Origin of the sequence: Xanthomonas sp. WHRI 6108, assembly GCF_040202385.2 — a bacterium.
Lineage (GTDB): Bacteria > Pseudomonadota > Gammaproteobacteria > Xanthomonadales > Xanthomonadaceae > Xanthomonas > Xanthomonas arboricola.
This window is the reverse complement of record NZ_CP168198.1, coordinates 1,440,635-1,460,178: the sequence shown is the minus strand read 5'-3', so window position 1 is coordinate 1,460,178 and position 19,544 is coordinate 1,440,635. Positions and strand designations below refer to the sequence as shown.

Annotated in this window: 10 protein-coding genes; 7 read left to right on the top strand and 3 right to left on the bottom strand. The window is 65.6% G+C overall.

Annotated elements, in window-relative coordinates; genetic code table 11:
• Positions 1-272: 272 nt before the first annotated feature.
• The 3 genes from ABQ039_RS06275 to galA all read left to right on the top strand — a co-directional run bounded on the left by ABQ039_RS06275 (position 273) and on the right by galA (position 6,889).
• Positions 273-2,963 (top strand): TonB-dependent receptor, encoded by a 2,691-nt coding sequence (locus tag ABQ039_RS06275; RefSeq protein WP_126965705.1) that lies wholly within the window; start codon positions 273-275, stop codon positions 2,961-2,963.
• A 162-nt stretch (positions 2,964-3,125) separates the two neighbouring features.
• Positions 3,126-4,325, top strand: a complete 1,200-nt coding sequence (locus ABQ039_RS06270) for an arabinogalactan endo-1,4-beta-galactosidase (protein ID WP_054590935.1) — start codon at positions 3,126-3,128, stop codon at positions 4,323-4,325.
• Positions 4,322-6,889 (top strand): beta-galactosidase GalA, encoded by a 2,568-nt coding sequence (gene galA, locus ABQ039_RS06265; protein WP_349778543.1) that lies wholly within the window; start codon positions 4,322-4,324, stop codon positions 6,887-6,889. The genes ABQ039_RS06270 and galA overlap by 4 nt, the downstream gene beginning before the upstream one ends.
• A gap of 196 nt (positions 6,890-7,085) precedes the next feature.
• Here the strand turns inward: galA and ABQ039_RS06260 are convergent, their stop codons facing one another.
• Positions 7,086-7,439 (bottom strand): hypothetical protein, encoded by a 354-nt coding sequence (locus tag ABQ039_RS06260; protein WP_024938054.1) that lies wholly within the window; start codon positions 7,437-7,439, stop codon positions 7,086-7,088.
• A 165-nt stretch (positions 7,440-7,604) separates the two neighbouring features.
• Complete coding sequence (locus tag ABQ039_RS06255; protein WP_349778548.1) at positions 7,605-9,530, bottom strand: alpha-L-fucosidase; 1,926 nt, start codon at positions 9,528-9,530, stop codon at positions 7,605-7,607.
• Positions 9,531-10,409: 879 nt separating this feature from the next.
• On the opposite strand from ABQ039_RS06255, the gene mutS reads away from it, so the two are divergent.
• The 3 genes from mutS to katG all read left to right on the top strand — a co-directional run bounded on the left by mutS (position 10,410) and on the right by katG (position 16,504).
• A complete protein-coding gene (gene mutS / locus ABQ039_RS06250) occupies positions 10,410-12,965 on the top strand; it encodes a DNA mismatch repair protein MutS (RefSeq protein ID WP_374057846.1) in 2,556 nt (851 codons plus the stop codon).
• Between the two features lie 315 nt (positions 12,966-13,280).
• Positions 13,281-13,895: a DUF937 domain-containing protein gene (locus ABQ039_RS06245; protein WP_349778541.1), complete on the top strand. Its 615-nt coding sequence runs from the start codon at positions 13,281-13,283 to the stop codon at positions 13,893-13,895.
• 362 nt (positions 13,896-14,257) lie between these two features.
• On the top strand, positions 14,258-16,504 hold the full coding sequence (gene katG, locus ABQ039_RS06240; RefSeq protein ID WP_349778540.1) for a catalase/peroxidase HPI: 2,247 nt from the start codon (positions 14,258-14,260) through the stop codon (positions 16,502-16,504).
• Between the two features lie 519 nt (positions 16,505-17,023).
• On the opposite strand, the gene ABQ039_RS06235 is transcribed toward katG, so the two are convergent.
• Positions 17,024-17,431 (bottom strand): RNA-binding S4 domain-containing protein, encoded by a 408-nt coding sequence (locus ABQ039_RS06235; RefSeq protein ID WP_039528472.1) that lies wholly within the window; start codon positions 17,429-17,431, stop codon positions 17,024-17,026.
• 278 nt (positions 17,432-17,709) lie between these two features.
• On the opposite strand from ABQ039_RS06235, the gene ABQ039_RS06230 reads away from it, so the two are divergent.
• On the top strand, positions 17,710-19,185 hold the full coding sequence (locus tag ABQ039_RS06230; protein ID WP_024938060.1) for an MATE family efflux transporter: 1,476 nt from the start codon (positions 17,710-17,712) through the stop codon (positions 19,183-19,185).
• Positions 19,186-19,544 lie beyond the last annotated feature (359 nt).

The window sequence follows — 19,544 nt, the reverse complement described above, 5'->3', positions numbered from 1 at the left end:
GCTGCACTGCAGCATTCCAACGCGAGATAGCTCCCGCAAAATGCTTCATTGGAATGGAATGACTTGCGCTTCTACCCTGAAGCGGACACATGCAGGACAGGGGGACGTCAAGGCGATCGACCATCGTCGCAGCGTCACGCAAGCGATCAATCAGCTCCACACCGCAGCAACCGCCATGCCCGCGTTGGACACGCCAACGCGCAGCCGCGCCACAGCGCCGCACCAGCGGCCACTATTTCATTCGGTAACTTTGTCCTGGGAGGGATCAAACGATGCCCGTTCACCACACCGGCCACCCGGCCAGCCGGCGCATGCGCCTGCGCCGCACCCCCGTGCGCGACGTTCTCTGCACCACCATCGCCTGTGTGCTGGCCACCGCGTTCAGTGCGCACGCACAGGACAGCGCGCCTGCCGCGCCGCCGGCCACTGATGCCACCACCACGGCTGCGCCGCCGGTCACGCTCGACAACATCACCGTGATCGGCCAGCGCGCCAGCCTGAATCAGGCGGTGCAGGCCAAGCAGATGTCCGATCACGTTATGGAAGTGATCTCCGCCGACAACATGGGCCAGATGCCCAATGTCACCGTCGCCGAAGCGCTGGTGCGCCTGCCCGGCGTCAACGGCACCCGCGACCGCGGCAACGAGAGCCTGGCGACCGTGCGCGGCCTTGGCCCGCGCATGACCATGGGCACCGTCAACGGGCGCGAAATCGCCTCCTCCGAGCCTAATCGTGCCGTGCGCTGGGAAGTGTTTCCCACCGAGATCGTCTCCACCGTCAAGGTCTACAAGACCCAGTCGGCGGACCTGGTCGCCGGCGGCCTTGCCGCGACGGTGGACATCTCCACCATCAGCCCGCTGGACTACACCGGCCCGGGCTTTGTCGGCACTGCCGGCCCGGTGTTCTACGACCACGCCAAGGACGTGGACGGCTATTCCCCGTGGGGCAGCCGCTTTGGTGCCAGCTGGGTGCACCAGATCAACGACAACCTCGCGGTTGCGCTGGGTGCCACCTACCAGAAACAGAAGAACTCCAACTCCTCGATCGGCAGCTGGGGCTATACCGATGCCACCACCTCGCGTGATGTGGACGGCGACGGCCGCGTGGACCCGACCCCGTGGGGCGCGGCCGACCAGCTCAAGCTCACCGAGCAGACCCGCACCGGTGCGATGGGCACGGTGCAATGGCGCTCGGGCAACTTCGAGTTGAAGTTCGACGGCCTGTATTCGCGTATCGAGATCGACGAGGACCAGTTGCAGAACTGGTTCAACGGGCTGGCCTACAGCACCTTCTCGACCGGCGCCAATCCGTACACCACGCCAGGCTCGTCCTACACCATCGTCGATGGCGACGTGGTGGCCGGCACGCTGGCCAACTCGAACCTGCAGGTCGACCATGTGGTCAGTCACTACAACGAGGTCAAGACGCTCACCGCCGGCGGCCTCAACGCCAAGTGGAGCGGCGATGTGTGGACGCTGGGCAGCGACCTGTCGTTCTCGCAGGCCAAACGCGACAACACCTGGCAGGCGGTGCGCTTCGGCAGCAACCCTGACACCGTCTCGTTCGATTTCCGCCGCAGCGTCACCCCCACCATCAGCACCAGCTCGGACACGCCCGAGTGGGGCATTGCCGGCCAGACCGAGCCGCAGGGGCTGCGCGACAAGATCGCCGCGCTGGCGCTCAACGCCAGCCGCCCGGTCGATGCCGCGGCGTTCACCTCGCTGGAATTCGGCGCACGCGCCGCGCGCCGCGAGAAGCAGAACCGCCGCTTCATCAGCAACCAGTCCGGTTACGACCAACCGATCTCGGCGTACCAGGGCCTGATCTATCCGGTGACCATGCCGGACTTGAACGTGCCCACGCTGACCGGCGGCAACATGGATGCCATCGCCCAGATCGGCTTCGGCGGATTCGACCCGGCCACGCTCGACGAGCAGTTGCTCGACCACTGGAACGTCAAGGAAGACGTGCGCGAAGCCTTCGCCAAGGCGGTGTTCAGCTCGCAGCTGTTCGGCACCGATGTCACCGGCAACATCGGCGTGCGCCTGGTCAACACCAAGACCACCAGCGACGGCTTCGATTCGGTCGGCACCACCGTGCAGGCCAGCAGCGACAGCAAGGAATATACCGACGTGTTGCCCAGTGCCACCGTCAACTTCCTGATCGACGATCAACGCATCCTGCGCTTTGCGGTGGCCAAGGTCATCGCACGTCCGCCGCTGGACGAGTTGCGCACCGGCCGGCGCCTGGACGACCCCAACGTCACCGTCGGCCAGCTCACCGGCAGCGGCGGCAACCCGCAGCTGGATCCGTTCAAGGCCACCCAGGTCGACCTGTCCTACGAGTGGTACTTCCACAAGGAAGCGCTGGCGGCGATTGCGGTGTATCGCAAGGAAGTGGATTCCAGCATCGGCTACCGCACCGACCGCGAAGTGATCAACGGCCTGGATTACCTGGTCAGCGCGCCGTTCAATGGCGGCGGCGGGCATATCAACGGTGTGGAACTCACCTTCCAGACGCCGTTCTACTTCATCCCGCACATGGAAAACTTCGGCGTCTACTCCAACTTCTCGCTGGTCGATTCCAACCTCAAGGAATTCTCGCCGGAAGACAACCCGCTGCCGCTAAGCGGGCTGGCACGCAAGACCGGCACCTTCGACCTGTGGTACAGCAACGGCAGCTTCGAAGCGCGCGTGGGTTACAAATACCACAGCCCCTACACCGTGGTGTACGGCTGGAATGCGGCGCGGCTGGCACGACTGCAGAGCGAAGGCACGGTGGATCTGAGCCTGAACTGGCAGTACAGCAAGCAGCTCGGTTTCCGCTTCCAGGCCGGCAACCTCACCAACGAACCGCTGCGCGCCTACACCGACAACAAGCCCAACCGTCTGGCCAACCAGGACGACGGCGGCTATCAGGTGTTCGGCCGTCGCTACGCGCTGGAAGCGACCTACAAGTTCTAAAGCACCGCTGACACCTCTGTTGCACGCCTGCTCCACCACTGCGCGCGGTGTGCGCAATCGCCTACGTCACTGACGTTGTGATTGCGCGCACCGCCCGCACGACGGCACCGCCGCATGCGGCAGGCTGTCACCCGCTCCGCGTTTCATCTGTCGAGGAATTGCATGCGCTCCACACGCCGCCTCTGGACGCCCGCGCTGCTCGCGCTGGCCATCTCCACCTTCGCACACGCCGCCCCGGCCCCCGCCACGCTGTATCTGGGCGCGGACCTGTCCTACGTCAACGAGATGGAGGAATGCGGTGTGCAATACCGCGAGAACGGCGTGGTCAAGGACCCGTTCGAACTGTTCCATGCGCACGGCGCCAATCTGGTGCGCGTGCGGTTGTGGAACGATGCCCGCTGGACCCGCTACAGCGACCTGTCCGACGTCAAGAAGACCATCGCACGCGCACGCGCGCAAGGCATGCAGGTGCTGCTGGACCTGCACTATTCCGACGACTGGGCCGACGGCGAAAAACAGCTGATTCCCAAGGCCTGGGCCAGCATCACCGATACCGATGAACTGGCACGCACGCTGTACGGCTTCACCTATGACACGCTCAGCGCGCTCGACCGTGCCGGCCTAATGCCGGAGCTGGTGCAGGTGGGCAACGAAAGCAATTCCGATCTGATGGACAGCAAGCCGTGGGACAAAAAGCGCCCCATCGACTGGCAGCGCAACGCCAAGCTGTTCAACGCCGGCATCAAGGCGGTACGCGATATCGGCGCACGCTCGGCGATCAAGCCGCGGGTGATGCTGCATATCGCCCAGCCGGAGAATGTGGAACCGTGGTTTGCCGCCGCGACCAAGGCCGGCGTCACCGACTACGATCTGATCGGCATCAGCTACTACCGCAAGTGGTCGACCCAGTCGATGGCCGAGCTGGGCAAGACCATCAAGCGCCTGCGCGGCCGCTTTGATGCCGACGTAGTGGTGGTGGAAACCGCCTATCCGTGGACGCTGGACTCCGGCGACACCTCGCACAATCTGCTCGGCCAAGACTCGCTGATTCCCGGCTACCCGGCCACGCCGCAGGGCCAGTTCCGCTACATGGTCGATCTCACCCAGCTGGTGATCGACACCGGCGGCGCCGGCGTCGTGTACTGGGAGCCGGCATGGACCAGCAGCAGCTGCAAGACACGCTGGGGCACCGGCTCGTCGTGGGAAAACGCCAGCTTCTTCGACTTCAAGCACGCCAATGAAGTGCTGCCGGCGATCGACTTCATGCGCCATCCGTATACCGGCGTACCTGCAACGACAAGCAAGCCTGCTGCGGGCACACAAGGCAACGCTGCGGATACCGACAAGAGGACCCAGCCATGACCGGCATCAATCGCCGCGAACTGCTGCGCGGCATGCTCGCCAGCGGCGTAAGCGCCGCACTTCCGGTCGGTACGGCCGGTGCGTTGCTGCCCAGCATTGCCGCTGCAGCACCAGCTGCAGGTAATAGCGCCACGCCGCTTGCCGCGTTTGGCGATGCAGCCCTGGCACCGCGCGAACGGCTGCTGTTCGACTTCGGCTGGCGCTTCCATCTGGGCCATGCCAGCGACCCATCGCGCGACTTCGAGTTCGGTACCTTCCAGCGCAGCTTCGCCAAGGCCGGCAAGGACACCGCCACCGCCGCGCAACTCGCCTTCGACGACAGTGGCTGGGAACTGCTGGATCTGCCGCACGACTGGGCCGTCACCCTGCCCTTCCGGCAGGAACCGATCTCGGCCACCATCACCGAGGAAGATCCGGCCGCCGCGCACGGCTACAAGCCACTGGGCACGAGCTTTCCGGAGACCAGCGTCGGCTGGTATCGCCGCGTGCTGCAAATTCCCGCAGACGATCTAGGCAAGCGCATCAGCCTGGTGTTCGACGGCGTGTTCCGCGACTGCATCGTGTTCTGCAATGGCCACATCGTCGGGCGCAATGCCAGCGGCTATTGCGGGTTCGAGGTCGACCTCAGCGAGGTGCTCGACTATGGCAAGCCCAACCTGATTGCGGTGCGCGTGGATGCCACGCTGGGCGAAGGCTGGTTCTACGAAGGCGCCGGCATCTATCGCCATCTGTGGTTGCACAAGACCGAGCCGCTGCACCTGCCGCAGGACGGCGTGTTCGTGCGCAGCACGCTGCAAGGCACCACCGCCACCGCGCAGCTGTCCACCGAGGTGCGCAACGACGGCAGCGCCCCGCGCCAGTGCACGGTGCAGGCGCGCGTGACCGCGCCGGATGGACGCGTCGTCGCACAGGCAGCCAGTACCGCGGTCACCGTTGCACCCGGCCAGGTGCACCTCGTCGAACAGACCCTGCCGCTCGGCGAAGCGGCGCTATGGTCGATCGACACCCCGCAGCTCTACCGCCTGACCACCAGCGTGCACAGCGATGGCAAGGCGGTCGATGCGCTGGTCACTCCATTCGGCGTGCGCACGGCCGTCTTCGATGCACAGCGCGGCTTCCTGTTGAACGGTACGCCGCTCAAGCTGCACGGCACCAACAACCACCAGGACCATGCCGGCGTCGGCACCGCCATCCCCGACAGCCTGCACGAATGGCGCCTGCGCCAGCTCAAGTCGATGGGCTGCAACGCGTACCGCAGCTCGCACAATCCGGCCGCACCCGAACTGCTCGCGCTGTGCGACCGGCTCGGCATGTTCGTGATCGAGGAAACCCGCCGCATGTCCACCGACCCCGAGGCGATGGGCGAGCTGGAGACGATGGTGCGGCGCGGGCGCAATCATCCCAGCGTGATCCTGTGGTCGCTCGGCAACGAAGAGCCGCAGCAGGTCACCGAGCGCGGCGCGCGCATCGTCAGCCGCATGCAGCAACGCGTGCGCCAGCTCGATCCCACCCGCCCCACCACCTTCGCCATGGACAAGGGCTTTGGCGATGGCGTCGGCCAGGTCGTCGATGTGGTCGGTTTCAACTACCGCACCAGCCAGATGGATGGCTTCCACGCGCAGTATCCGCACATTCCGATCTACGGCAGCGAAACCGGCAGCACCGTGTCGGTGCGCGGTAACTACCAGCGCGACGACGCGCGCGGCTACACCCGCGCCTACGACACCGACCACCCATGGTGGGCCAGCACCGCCGAAGCCTGGTGGAGCTATGTCGCGCAGCGCCCGTATATCGCTGGTGGCTTCATCTGGACCGGCTTCGATTACCGCGGCGAACCCACGCCTTATAACCGCTGGCCGAATGTCGCCTCGCAGTTCGGCGTGCTCGACAGCTGCGGGTTTCCCAAGGACAACTACTGGTACTACCGCGCGCAATGGACCAGCGAACCGGTGCTGCATCTGTTCCCGCACTGGAACTGGGACGGCTTGCTGCAGCCCGATGACAAGGGCCGCGTCCAGGTCTGGTGCCACAGCAATCTCGAAGCGGTGGAACTGCTGGTCAACGGCGTCAGCCAGGGCCTGCAGCAGGTGCCGGCCTACGGCCATGTCGAATGGCGCGTGGCCTACGCACCGGGCGTGATCGAGGCACGCGGCTATCGCGGCGGCAACTTGGTGCTCAGCGAACGCCGCGAGACGGCCGGCAAGCCGGCAGCGATCCGCCTGAGCTGCGACCGCAATGCAGTGCGCGCCGATGCCGAAGACGTGGCGGTGGTCAAGGTGGAGATCGTCGATGCGCAGGGCCGCCTGGTGCCGACCGCCGACAACCTGGTGCAGTTCGCGCTGCGCGGCCCTGCGCGGTTGATCGGCGTGGGCAACGGCGACCCCGCCAGCCATGAGGACGACAAGGCGCCGCAACGCAAGGCCTTCAATGGACTGTGTGCGGCCCTGCTGCAGAGCACGCGCAGCGCCGGCAGCATCGTCTTGCAGGCCACCGCACCCGGCCTCGCCGCTGCCACCCTGCGCCTGGAGGCCGACGAGGCCAAACCGCGCGCATCGGTGGCCTGACGCAGGCCTTCGCAGCGGCTGCAGTGATCACCAACGACCAGATTGGCACCACCTGAGCGCGCCGCAATGCCGGGAGCCATGACCGGCTCCCGGCACAGTCAGTCGCCTGCGCCCGCGTGCGCAGGCGACAGGCAGTGGTCACACCCGCCCGGCCCACCGCTGCTACGCCCGGCGACTGGACCACTGGCGGGCCGGTTCACGCATCCGTGCTCCCTGCATCCGGCGCACGCGGAAAGTAGCGGCTGAGCTTTTCTTCCCATGCCTGGAACTGCTCAAGCGTGTAGGCATCCATCGGCCGCGGATCGGTGGCGACCGCTTTTTTCTGCGCCACATATGCGATGCGCTGGGAAGACAGCTCGTCCCACGCCTTGCGCAGCATCACCGGATCGGGATGCGAGACCATCATCGCTTCCAGCAGCGTGGCCTGCGCCACGCGTGCGGCCAGCAGGTCGCTGAGCGCCTCGGTCACGGCCTGCATCCACTCTTGCTGTTTCTGTTCCATACCCAACCGAATCGCTTGCCTCGTGCGCCGCGCACCATAGCGCGCCATCCGGGACGGCGGTGTGCAAGCCCGGTTCGAGATTCAGGTCACCACGTGATGCGAACACATGATTGCTCTCTCCATCGCTTCGCCTGAGCCATCTCAGGCCCGCGACACTGCATCACCGCAACGATGTGCTCCCGCGCGGCGCAGGGCGGCGCGGGAGCGCAAGACTCATCGCAAGCGCGAGAATGCACCGATGCCCGCGATCGCCAACCGGTCGGCGGGCACCGCCGTCTCCGCGAACGACAGCCGCAGGTAGCGGATCTGGCGGACCTCGGGGAAATTCAGGCGCTGGGTCGAGAGCGCATAAGCGATATTGGACAGCTCGCCGGCGCCAGCCGGCTGCCAGTGCTGCCCATCTTCGCTGGTTTCAGCGCGATAGCCCCTAGGCGGCGCCGCACCGTTCATCACCGTGCGCGAGGGCGTGAGGCTGAAGCCGGCAACCTGCCGCAGCGCACCAAGGTCGATGGTCGCCTGTACGGGATGGCCCGGCGTGGGAGCGGGCGTGATCCAGATCGTGCTGGCATCGTCGTCGAGCAACGTGTCCGCCCCTGGCGCGCTGGCCTCGACGATTCGCCAGCCGGCGGTGGACAGCACGTCTGGTGCGTTCGTGGTCGGCCGCGCGACCGGCACGGGCGCAACGGCGCGGAACAGCGCGAATTCGCTGATCGCCGGGCACACCGGTGCCTCCAGCACGACCAGGCGCACCCGGCGTGCGGCGAACGGGCTGTCCAGCCGCACGATGCGCTGTGCACCGATGCACTGCGCTTCGGCCAGCCGCCGCCACTGCCCATCGACCTCGGCTTCGACCGCGAAGCGGGTGACGCGCACGCCCAGCGGCAGATACTCGCGCAGCCGGATCAGATCGAAGCTGTGCACCGCCGACAACTCCAGCGTCAGCGTCGGCGTGGTGACCTCGTTCGGCGTGGACCAGTAGCTGTCCGGCTGGCGGTCGAGGACGCGCGCCGGCTCAAACCCGGGGCCGCGCGATGCGCTGGCACTGGCCTTGGCACCCTTGGCCAGATCGATGGCGAAGCTGGCGCGGATCGCGTCGCCGAAACTCTGCAGCACCGCCACGTCGTGGTCGGGGATGCGGCCGCGTCGGTCGGGCGGAAGATTGAGGTTCATGTTGGTGCCACGCGCGACCGAGGTGTCGAAATAGCGCACCAGATTCTCCGGGCTGCGCACCTTGCCGTCTTCATCGGCATGGTAGAACCAGCCAGGGCGGATCGAGGTGTTGGTTTCGGCCGGCCACCACAGCGCCCCGCCGCGCACGCCGGAATTGCCGTTTTCCTGGGTATACGGGGCATTGGGCATGGTTGGCCAGCTCGGATCACCAGCGATACCGTCCTCGTTGCCGCCCCAGCGGATATCGGCGCCGAGCGGGTCGAAGGTGCAGGCCATCGGCTGGTGCCGATGCACCAGCTCGATCATCCGTGGCCAGTTGTAGTAAGCGGGCGCATCGATCTTGCGCGATTCGCGCGCTCCACCGTAGTAGCCGTCGCCGCCATTGGCGCCGTCGAACCAGAACTCGAACAGGTCGCCATAGCCTGTGCAGAGTTCGACGATCTGCTTGCGGAAATAGTCGAGATAGCCGGGACGCCCATATTCGGCATGATTGCGATCCCAGGGAGAGAGATAGATGCCGAACGCCAGGCCAGCGCGTCGACACGCCGCTGCCATCTCGCCGACGATGTCACCGTTGCCATTCTTGTAGGGCGAGTTCCGGATGCAATGCTCGGTCAGGCGCGTCGGCCAAAGACAAAACCCATCGTGATGCTTGGCCGTGAAAATGAGCCCTTTCAGATTGCCGGCCTTGGCAGCAGCAACAATTTGATCGGCTGAAAAATCGCTGGGATCGAATTTGCGCGGATCCTCGTCGCCGTAGCCCCATTCCTTGTCGGTGAAGGTGTTCATCGCAAAATGCACGAAGGCGTATTGCTCCCACCGATGCCAGCGCAGCTGTCGCGCGCTGGGCACCGCGCCCCACGGCGCGGGGCTGCTGGCGCGTGATGTTTGCGCGATGCGAGCTGCCGAGGCGCTGAAGCTGGCGGCGGCCACCACACCCGTGGCAAGAAAGGTACGACGATCGATCATTAGCGCCTCCGACTTTGCACAAGTTTCGATCTTAGCTTTTCCCAAGGCGAAAGAGTCCCAAAACAGCAGGCGGTTTATGCAATGCACCACGCACACGCGGGTCTTTGCGCGGCGAGCGCCGAACAGCGTGCCAAGCAAGCCGGGCATGCGTCGTTTGACGGCTGATGGCCGCGCCGCACGCTGCGTTGTGGGTGCTCGCATGGCTGCATCTTGCGTACGCGAAGCGCGTTCCGCGAACAGAACGCACAATGGCTGGCCGACGACAACCAACAAGGACTGCGCGACAGCGTCGGCGTGCCAACACCTGCCAAGTTTTGGCATCAACATTGACCGTCGAGGTCTCATCTTGGCTGGCACTGACTTGCGGGAAGTCCACAGGTCATGATGTAGCGGCACGTGCCCGAGCTGACCGAGCCATACGCTCAGGGATCAGGCCGCCCAGCCGGCAGCCGTGCGCACTAGCGACGCTGTCGCAGATTCATCCGCGACAGCGCCGGTATGCGTTGAGCGATCCGGCAGTGGACGTTTGAAGGCCCCGGCCCAATGGCCAATCGCCCACCGGGACCCAGGGCCGGCACCCTCTCGACCGCCAGCGCAAGGATTTGTCGGTGGGTGGGCTTAAACTTGCATCCGCGCCGACGTGAGGCGGCTCCTGGTTCCGTCGCAACATCCTGTGCCCTTCCAACGCTTTGTCCGTTTCGTCGCAACATCGATTGATCTCGTTTGGAGGGTCGTCGCAACAGCCTCGCAACAAATCACCGCTACTCGCCGCTGGCGACCCTGATTGACCGCCACATCCCGGAAGAACATTTCTTGCAAAGCACTGATACAAAAGAAAAAACCAAGAACGCTAACGGGGCTGTAGAGCACACCCCGCTGATGAAGCAATTCTTCGCCGCCAAGTCGGACTACCCCGACCTGCTGCTGTTCTTCCGCATGGGCGATTTCTACGAGCTGTTCTACGACGATGCGCGCAAGGCTGCGCGGCTGCTCGACATCACCCTGACCCAGCGCGGCAGCTCCGGAGGTGCGCCGATCCCGATGGCCGGCGTGCCGGTGCATGCCTACGAGGGCTATCTGGCGCGGCTGGTGGCGTTGGGCGAGTCGGTGGCGATCTGCGAACAGATCGGCGACCCGGCGCTGGCCAAGGGCCTGGTCGAGCGCAAGGTGGTGCGCATCGTCACCCCCGGCACGGTCACCGACGAGGCGCTGCTGGACGAGCGCCGCGACACCTTGCTGATGGCGATCTCGCGCAGCAAGCAAGGCTACGGCCTGGCCTGGGCCGATCTGGCCGGCGGGCGCTTTCTGGTCAACGAAGTGGACAGCGTGGACGCGCTGGAAGCGGAGATCGCACGCCTGGAACCGGCCGAGCTGCTGGTGCCGGACGAAGACAACTGGCCGGAGTTCCTGCGTGGCCGCGTCGGCGTGCGGCGGCGGCCACCGTGGTTGTTCGACGCCGACAGCGGCCGGCGCCAGCTGCTGGCCTTCTTCAAGTTGCACGACCTGTCCGGCTTCGGCATCGACGACAAGCCCTGCGCTACCGCCGCCGCTGGCGCGCTGCTGGGCTATGTCGAGGAGACCCAGAAACAGCGGCTGCCGCATCTGACCTCCATCGCGATGGAAGTGGCCAGCGAGGCGATCTCGATGAACGCGGCCACGCGCCGGCATCTGGAGCTGGACACGCGCGTCGATGGCGACACCCGCAACACCTTGCTCGGGGTGCTGGATAGCACGGTCACGCCGATGGGCGGGCGCCTGCTGCGGCGTTGGCTGCACCGCCCGCTGCGCCTGCGCGAGGTGCTGGTGCAGCGCCACCACGCGGTCGGCACGCTGATCGACAGCGGCGCCGATGCCGACGTGCGCGAGGCCTTCCGCGCGCTGGGCGATCTGGAACGCATCCTCACCCGCGTGGCGCTGCGCTCGGCGCGCCCGCGCGATTTTTCCACCTTGCGCGATGGCCTGGCGCTGTTGCCGAAGGTGCGTACGATCCTCGCACCACTGGATTCGCCGCGCCTGCAGACGCTGCATGCCGAACTCGGCGAGCACGATGCCACCGCGCACCTGTTGATCAGCGCAGTGGCGGAACAACCGCCGCTCAAGCTCAGCGACGGTGGCGTGATCGCCACCGGCTACGACGCCGATCTGGATGAGTTGCGCCGTCTGTCCACCAATGCCGATCAATTCCTGATCGACCTGGAACAGCGCGAACGCGCCAGCAGCGGCATCGCCACGCTCAAGGTCGGCTACAACCGCGTGCATGGCTATTACATCGAGATCAGCAAGGGCCAGGCCGAGAAGGCCCCGCTGCACTACAGCCGCCGGCAGACGCTGACCAACGCCGAGCGCTACATCACCGAAGAACTCAAGAGCTTCGAGGACAAGGTGCTGTCGGCGCGCGAGCGCTCGTTGTCGCGCGAAAAACTGCTGTATGAAGGCCTGCTCGATGCACTCGGCAGCGAGCTGGAAGGTCTCAAGCGTTGCGCGAGTGCATTGAGCGAACTGGATGTGCTGGCCGCCTTCGCCGAGCGCGCGCAGGCGCTGGACTGGGCGCAGCCGGAACTGGACAGTGCCCCCTGCCTGCGTATCGAACGCGGCCGCCATCCGGTGGTGGAAGCGGTGCGCGACCAGCCGTTCGAACCCAACGATCTGGAGCTGCATGCCGACCGCCGCATGCTGGTCATCACCGGCCCGAACATGGGCGGTAAATCGACCTACATGCGCCAGAACGCCCTGATCGTGCTGCTGGCGCACATCGGCAGCTATGTGCCGGCCAGCCGCGCGGTGATCGGGCCGATCGACCGCATCCTCACCCGCATCGGCGCGGGCGACGATCTGGCGCGCGGGCAATCCACCTTCATGGTGGAAATGGCCGAAACCAGCTACATCCTGCATCACGCCACGCCGCAATCGCTGGTGCTGATGGACGAGATCGGCCGCGGCACCTCCACCTACGATGGCCTGGCGCTGGCCGATGCCGTCGCACGCCATCTGGCGCATACCAACCGCTGTTACACGCTGTTTGCCACGCATTACTTCGAGCTCACCGCACTGGCCGACGAATCGCATGCCGGCGGTGCCAGCGGCATCGCCAACGTGCATCTGGACGCGGTCGAACACGGCGAGCGCCTGGTGTTCATGCATTCGGTCAAGGACGGCCCGGCCAATCGCAGCTTCGGCCTGCAGGTGGCCGCGCTCGCCGGCTTGCCCAAGGCCGCCGTGACCCAGGCGCGTCATCGCCTGGCCGAACTGGAACAACGCGGCGGCGAAAGCCATGTCGCACAGATGGCGCCGGCCGCATTGGACGCCCCGCAACAGTTCGGCCTGTTCACTGCGCCCTCGTCCGCTGCGCAGGAAGCGCTGCAGGCGCTGGATCCGGACGAACTCACGCCCAAGCAGGCGCTGGAAGCCTTGTATCGGTTGAAGGCGTTGCTTTGAGTGCGGGGATTGGGGAGTCGGGATTTGGGATTTGGGATTTGGGATTCGTAATAGCGCAGCTTGCTGCGTTTACGGATCTGTTACGGCGACAAGGTTGGTTGGTCGTTTGAATGCTGGTTTTTAGGTTCGTCACGGTGTAGCTGCATGACTGATGCTTGCGGGGCCTGATAATCCATTGCTGTTGCAGGTTTGCGTGGTTGCTTGAATGCTGCGCTGCGATAACGCTGCATCGCGCGGTGACTTGCAGCGCGCGGATTGCTCTGCTGCCGCGACGGGCGCACGCTGCGGCGACGTTTTGTCCAACCGGAGACACCCATGACCACGTCCGCCTCGTTGACCGATCAACTCGCCGCGCAGTTGCAAGGCCCGCAGTTGCAGCAGCTCGCCAGCCGGCTCGGCATTGCGCCCGAGCAGGCGCAATCGGCGGTGCAGACCGCGCTGCCGCTGTTGATGGGCGCCCTGGGCCGTAACAGCCAGCAGGCCGGCGGCACCGATGCGTTGCTGGGTGCCTTGCAGCGCGATCATGCCGGCAGCCCGGACATCGGCAGCCTGCTCGGTGCGCTGCTCGGCGGCTCGGCCAGCGGTGCGCAAGGCAATGGTGCCGGCATCGTGGGGCATCTTTTCGGCGACAGGGCGCCGCAGGCTGCCGCCGGTCTGGGCCAGGCCACCGGCCTGGAAACCGGCAAGGCCAATCAACTGCTGCAGTTGCTGGCGCCCATCGTGATGGCCTATCTGGCCAAGCGCTTCCTCGGCGGCAATGCCGCTGCCAGCAGCCAGCTCGGCCCGGCCCTGGCACAGGAACAGCAGCGCGCCAGCAGCAACACCGGGGTCAACAGCGTGCTGGGCAGCGTGCTGGATCAGGACGGCGACGGAAAGCTTGGACTGGGCGATGTCATGAAGCTCGGCGGCAGCCTGTTCGGCAAGCGCTGAGATCGCAGGCGCAGGTTGGTTCGGCACCGGCGTGCCATCCATAGCGTCTCGCTATCGATATGGTTGAATAATTCGAATTCCCCAACCAATCGATGCTGCTTATCGTGTGCGCACGCCACCACGATGAGCCCGCCTGATGCGTCTGTCTGCCAGTCACAGTCTGCATATCGACCTATACCGGCGCCTGCAGGCAGGCGCTAGCATCGGCACACCCGGCGACCATTCTCGATAACCCCACGGCCGCATCTGCGCCTTCGATCGATGACCACAACTGACGCATTGCCCACCGTTTCGATTCCACCAGCACGTGTCCGCAGTTTCGGCACACAGCTCCCCAAGTGCTCACGCACACAGGTATTGCCATGACAACCGAAGCAAAGTGCCCTTTCAATCACGCCGTCGTCGGCACCGGAACCACCAACCGCGATTGGTGGCCCAAGCAGTTGCGCGTGGACCTACTCAGCCAGCATTCGAGCAAGTCCAACCCGCTGGGCCAGACCTTCAATTACGCCGAGGCGTTCAAGCGCATCGATCTGGCCGCGCTCAAGCAAGAACTGCGTGCGCTGATGACCGACTCGCAGGACTGGTGGCCGGCCGACTTCGGCCATTACGGGCCGCTGTTCGTGCGCATGGCCTGGCATAGCGCCGGCACCTACCGCATCGGCGACGGGCGTGGCGGCGGCGGTCGCGGCCAGCAGCGCTTCGCACCGCTCAACAGCTGGCCGGACAATGTCAGCCTGGACAAGGCGCGCCGCCTGCTGTGGCCGATCAAGCAGAAGTACGGCCAGGCGATCTCCTGGGCCGACCTGATGATCCTCACCGGCAACGTCGCGCTGGAAAGCATGGGCTTCAAGACCTTCGGCTTTGCCGGTGGCCGCGAAGACACCTGGGAACCGGATCAGGACCTGTACTGGGGCCGCGAAACCAAGTGGCTGGGTGGCGACGAGCGCTATTCGCGCGGTTCGCCCGGCGTGGACGAAGCGCACGGCGTGCTGGTGAAGGACGACGACAGCGAAGTGCCGCACACCCGCGATCTGGAAAATCCGCTGGCCGCCGTGCAGATGGGCCTGATCTACGTCAATCCGGAAGGCCCGGACGGCAAGCCCGACCCGGTCGCCGCCGCGCGCGACATCCGCGACACCTTCGCACGCATGGCGATGAACGACGAAGAGACCGTGGCGCTGATCGCCGGCGGCCACACCTTCGGCAAGACCCACGGCGCCGGCCCGGCCGACAACGTCGGCGCCGAGCCGGAAGCCGGCGAGCTGGAGAGCCAGGGCCTGGGTTGGCACAACCGCTACGGCAGCGGCAAGGGTGCCGACACCATCACCAGCGGCCTGGAAGTCACCTGGACCACCACCCCGGCGCAGTGGAGCAACGACTTCTTCGACCATCTGTTCAAGTTCGAGTGGGAACTGAGCAAGAGCCCGGCCGGCGCGCACCAGTGGGTGGCCAAGAATGCCGACGCCATCATTCCCGACGCCCACGATGCATCAAAGAAGCATCGGCCGACCATGCTGACCACCGATCTGGCGCTGCGTTTCGACCCAGCCTATGAGGCCATCTCGCGTCGCTTCCACGAACACCCCGACCAGTTCGCCGACGCCTTCGCCCGCGCCTGGTTCAAGCTCACCCATCGCGACATGGGCCCGCGCTCGCGTTACCTGGGAACCGAAGTGCCGAGCGAAGAACTGCTGTGGCAGGACCCAGTGCCGGCCGTCGACCACCCGCTGGTCGATGCGCAGGACGCCGCCGCCCTCAAGCAGACCATCATCGATTCCGGCCTGAGCGTGGCGCAGTTGGTGTCCACCGCGTGGGCGTCGGCATCGACCTTCCGCGGCTCGGACAAGCGTGGCGGCGCCAACGGCGCACGCATCCGTCTGGCACCGCAGAAGGATTGGCAGGCCAACCAGCCCGAACAGCTTGCACAGGTGCTGGGCACGCTGGAGCGCATCCGGGCCGACTTCAACGGTGCGCAGGCGGGCGGCAAGCAGATCTCGCTGGCCGACCTGATCGTGCTGGCCGGTAATGCCGCGGTCGAACATGCCGCACAGGCCGCTGGTCACAGCGTCACCGTGCCGTTCGCACCCGGCCGCACCGATGCCTCGCAAGAGCAGACCGATGTCGAATCGTTCGCGGTGCTGGAACCGGTGGCCGATGGCTTCCGCAACTACGCCAAGCAGCGCTATGCAGTGCCCGCGGAGGCGCTGTTGATCGACAAGGCACAGCTGCTGACGCTGACCGCGCCCGAGTTGACCGTGCTGGTCGGCGGCCTGCGCGTGCTCGGCGCCAATGTCGGCGACTCCAGCCATGGCGTGTTCACCACCCGCCCCGGCGTGCTGAGCAACGACTTCTTCGCCAACCTGCTCGACATGCGTACCGAGTGGAAGGCCACCTCCGAATCGAAGGAGATCTACGAAGGCCGCGACCGCAGTACCGGTGAAGCCAAGTGGACCGGCACGCGCGTGGACCTGGTGTTCGGCTCCAACTCGATCCTGCGTGCGGTGGCCGAGGTCTATGCCAGTGCCGATGCACAGGAGAAGTTCGTCCAGGACTTCGTCGCCGCCTGGACCAAGGTGATGCAGCTGGATCGTTTCGATCTGGCGTGAGTTGCAAGGCGCACGCCATCGTACGTGCGCTTCCAACTCTCTGTTGAACTGCACGCAAGAGATAGACTCGGCACGGAAGACGTCAGTGGAGCGGCGGGTCTGCGGTTTGGCTGCAAGGCCCTTGCCCGCCCACCATCGCGGGACACGCCGCAAGTACGTCCTTGTAGGCTCTTACGCGGCATCCATGCCGCGTAAGGTCCCGCGACGGTGAGCGGGCAAGGACCCGTCGAGACGGTCGGTATGCATGGTTAAGAGCAGAGCATGAGGTGCGCTGGTTGGATACTGTGCGGCTTGCACCAATACCGCGACCACTCGACCGCTCGCCATCCGGCCAGGTCTTATGAGCGGTTCTCAAGCTTCTGATCGATGGTTCTGCACCGGCTACATCGCGCACCACAACAGAAAACGGCGCTTCCCATCTCAATGGGAAAGCGCCGTTCTTTCTTGATTGACCAGCGTGGCGAAGACCCAGGCGTTTCTTTTTCCACCATCCAATTGCAGCGGACAGACTACGCAGTGCTACAACGCGTCGATATCGCCCAGCGCGTTGATCAGCCGGCGTGCGCGCTTGTCCGGCTTGCCCTCGGGTGCGCGATAGCCGGTACGTTCGGCGGCGCGCTGCAGCCGCCATTGCGCCCGCGCCTCGCGTGAGGCATCGCTTTCCACGTACAGCGTCTGTGCGACCGGAGCCGGGCCGCGCACATCGCTCAGCGCGGCAACGGTGACTTCGAAGATTTCGCCGCCACGGTCGATGCGCAACTGCTCGCCGCTGCGCAGCGTGCGCGAGGGCTTGGGCCGCTGGCCGGCGACGTCCACCTTGCCGTTGTCCACCGCCGTCTTGGCCAGGCTGCGCGTCTTGAAGAAGCGCGCCGCCCACAGCCAGACATCCAGCCTGACCGTCGTCGCTTGTTCCACCAGTTGAGTCATCGCGTTGTGCTTGCCGTCGGATCCAATGGGCTGCGGGCCGCTGCCGTGATCGCCACTGTATCGGCGCGGCGCAACGGGCTGCGTTGAGCGGGAAATATCTGGGCGAGCCCGCTGTAACTCAAGCGTGGCTGCCGTCCAAGTACAGCCTTCCTTCCACACGCTGGCTGACTCATACAGACTGATCCGCAAAGCGTGCGTCGTGTCATCGGCCTGGCGACAGCACGCCTCACACCTGCCAATGCTAGTGTTCGCAGCTTCCGCACCACGGCGCGCCTGCGATGCCCAAATCCGCTGTCCTGACCGAAGGCCCGATCGGCAAGAATCTGCTGCTGTTTGCGATGCCGATCCTTGCCGGGAACATCGCGCAATCGCTCAATGGCTCGATCAATGCGATCTGGGTGGGCCGCTACCTCGGCGAGGCGGCGCTGACTGCGGCGGCCAACGCCAACAGCATCATGTTTTTCCTGATCGGCTCGGTATTCGGCATCGGCATGGCCTCGACCATCCTCATCGGCCAGGCAATGGGTGCGCGCGACATCGCGCAGGCGCGCAAGGTCATGGGCACCAGTGCCAGTTTCTTCGGCGGGCTGTCGGCGCTGATCGCGGTGCTGGGCTGGTTTCTGGCCCCGCATCTGTTGACCGCCATGGGCACGCCACCGGCGTCTCAGACACTGGCCGAGGAGTACCTGCGGGTGATCTTCCTGGCGATGCCGCTGATCTATGTGTTTGCGTTCCTGTCGGCGGCACTGCGCGGTACCGGCGATGCCCGCACGCCGTTCCGCTTCTTGCTGGTGTCGGTGGTGCTGGACATCGTGTTCAACCCGCTGCTGATCTTCGGCCTGGGCCCGTTCCCGGCGCTGGGCATCGCCGGCGCGGCCTGGGCCACCTTGCTGGCGCAGGCGGTGGCACTGGGCGGTTTGCTGCTGTATCTGCGCAGCAAACGCCATGTGCTGTGGCTGGGCCGCGCCGATCTGCACCTGTTCCGCATCGCGCCGACGATCCTGCGCGCGCTCATCGTCAAAGGCGTGCCGATGGGCCTGCAGATGGTGCTGATTTCGCTGGCCATGATCGCGATGATGACGCTGGTCAACGGCTTCGGTACCGACACCGCAGCCGCCTACGGCGCCGCGTTGCAGCTGTGGACCTATGTGCAGATGCCGGCGATGGCGCTGGGCGCAGCGTGTTCGACGATGGCCGCGCAGAACGTGGGCGCGGGATTGTGGACGCGCGTGGATGCAACCGCACGCACCGGCATCGCTGCCAACTTCCTGATGACCGGCGTGCTGATCGGGCTGCTGATCGTGTTCGATCGCTGGACGCTGGCGCTGTTCCTGCCGACCGACAGCCCGACGCTGGAGGTCGCGCGGCATCTCAACCACATCGGGATCTGGTCGTTCCTGCTGTTCGGCGTGAGCTTTGTGGTTTCCGGCGTGGTGCGGGCCACCGGTGCGGTGATCCCGCCGCTGCTGATCCTGGCCTTCGGTCTGTGGGGTGTGCGCGTGCCGCTGGCAAACGCCTTGATTCCGCAGCTGGGAGCCGACGGCATCTGGTGGAGTCTTCCGATCAGTTCGCTGTGTTCGATGCTGCTGTCGCTGGCGTATTACCGCTGGGGCGGCTGGCGCAAGGCACGCATGCTGACCACGCCGGCAGATCCTGCCGAACTGGCCGCCGCCGCAGAAGTGCCGGCACATCCGGCCTCGCCGGTCGCCGATACCGCGCCGATCGCAGGCGCGCCACAGCCCCGCCGGCACTGACGTCGGCTGACGCCAGGCGGCACGCTGCCACACCGGCCGACATCACGCGCGAAAGCAGGAGCCGGACGCTGCACTGAAATGATCGATACAGCGCGCCGGGATTTCTTGAATGATCGGCCCAGCCGACCGACGCCACCGCTCGCCGTCGCTACGAGAAGACATCCCGCCCTACTGCGCAGCAACCGCTGTGCTCACGTGCAAACCTATGAGCATCGCGCCTATGAGCATCGCGTACGCACAACCGGCGAATCCCTAATCCCTAATCTCGATTCCCCAATCCCGATTCCCGATTCCCGATTCCCACAACGCAAACGGCCGCCCGAAGGCGGCCGTCTGGCAACAGCAGGACCAGCCTGCCA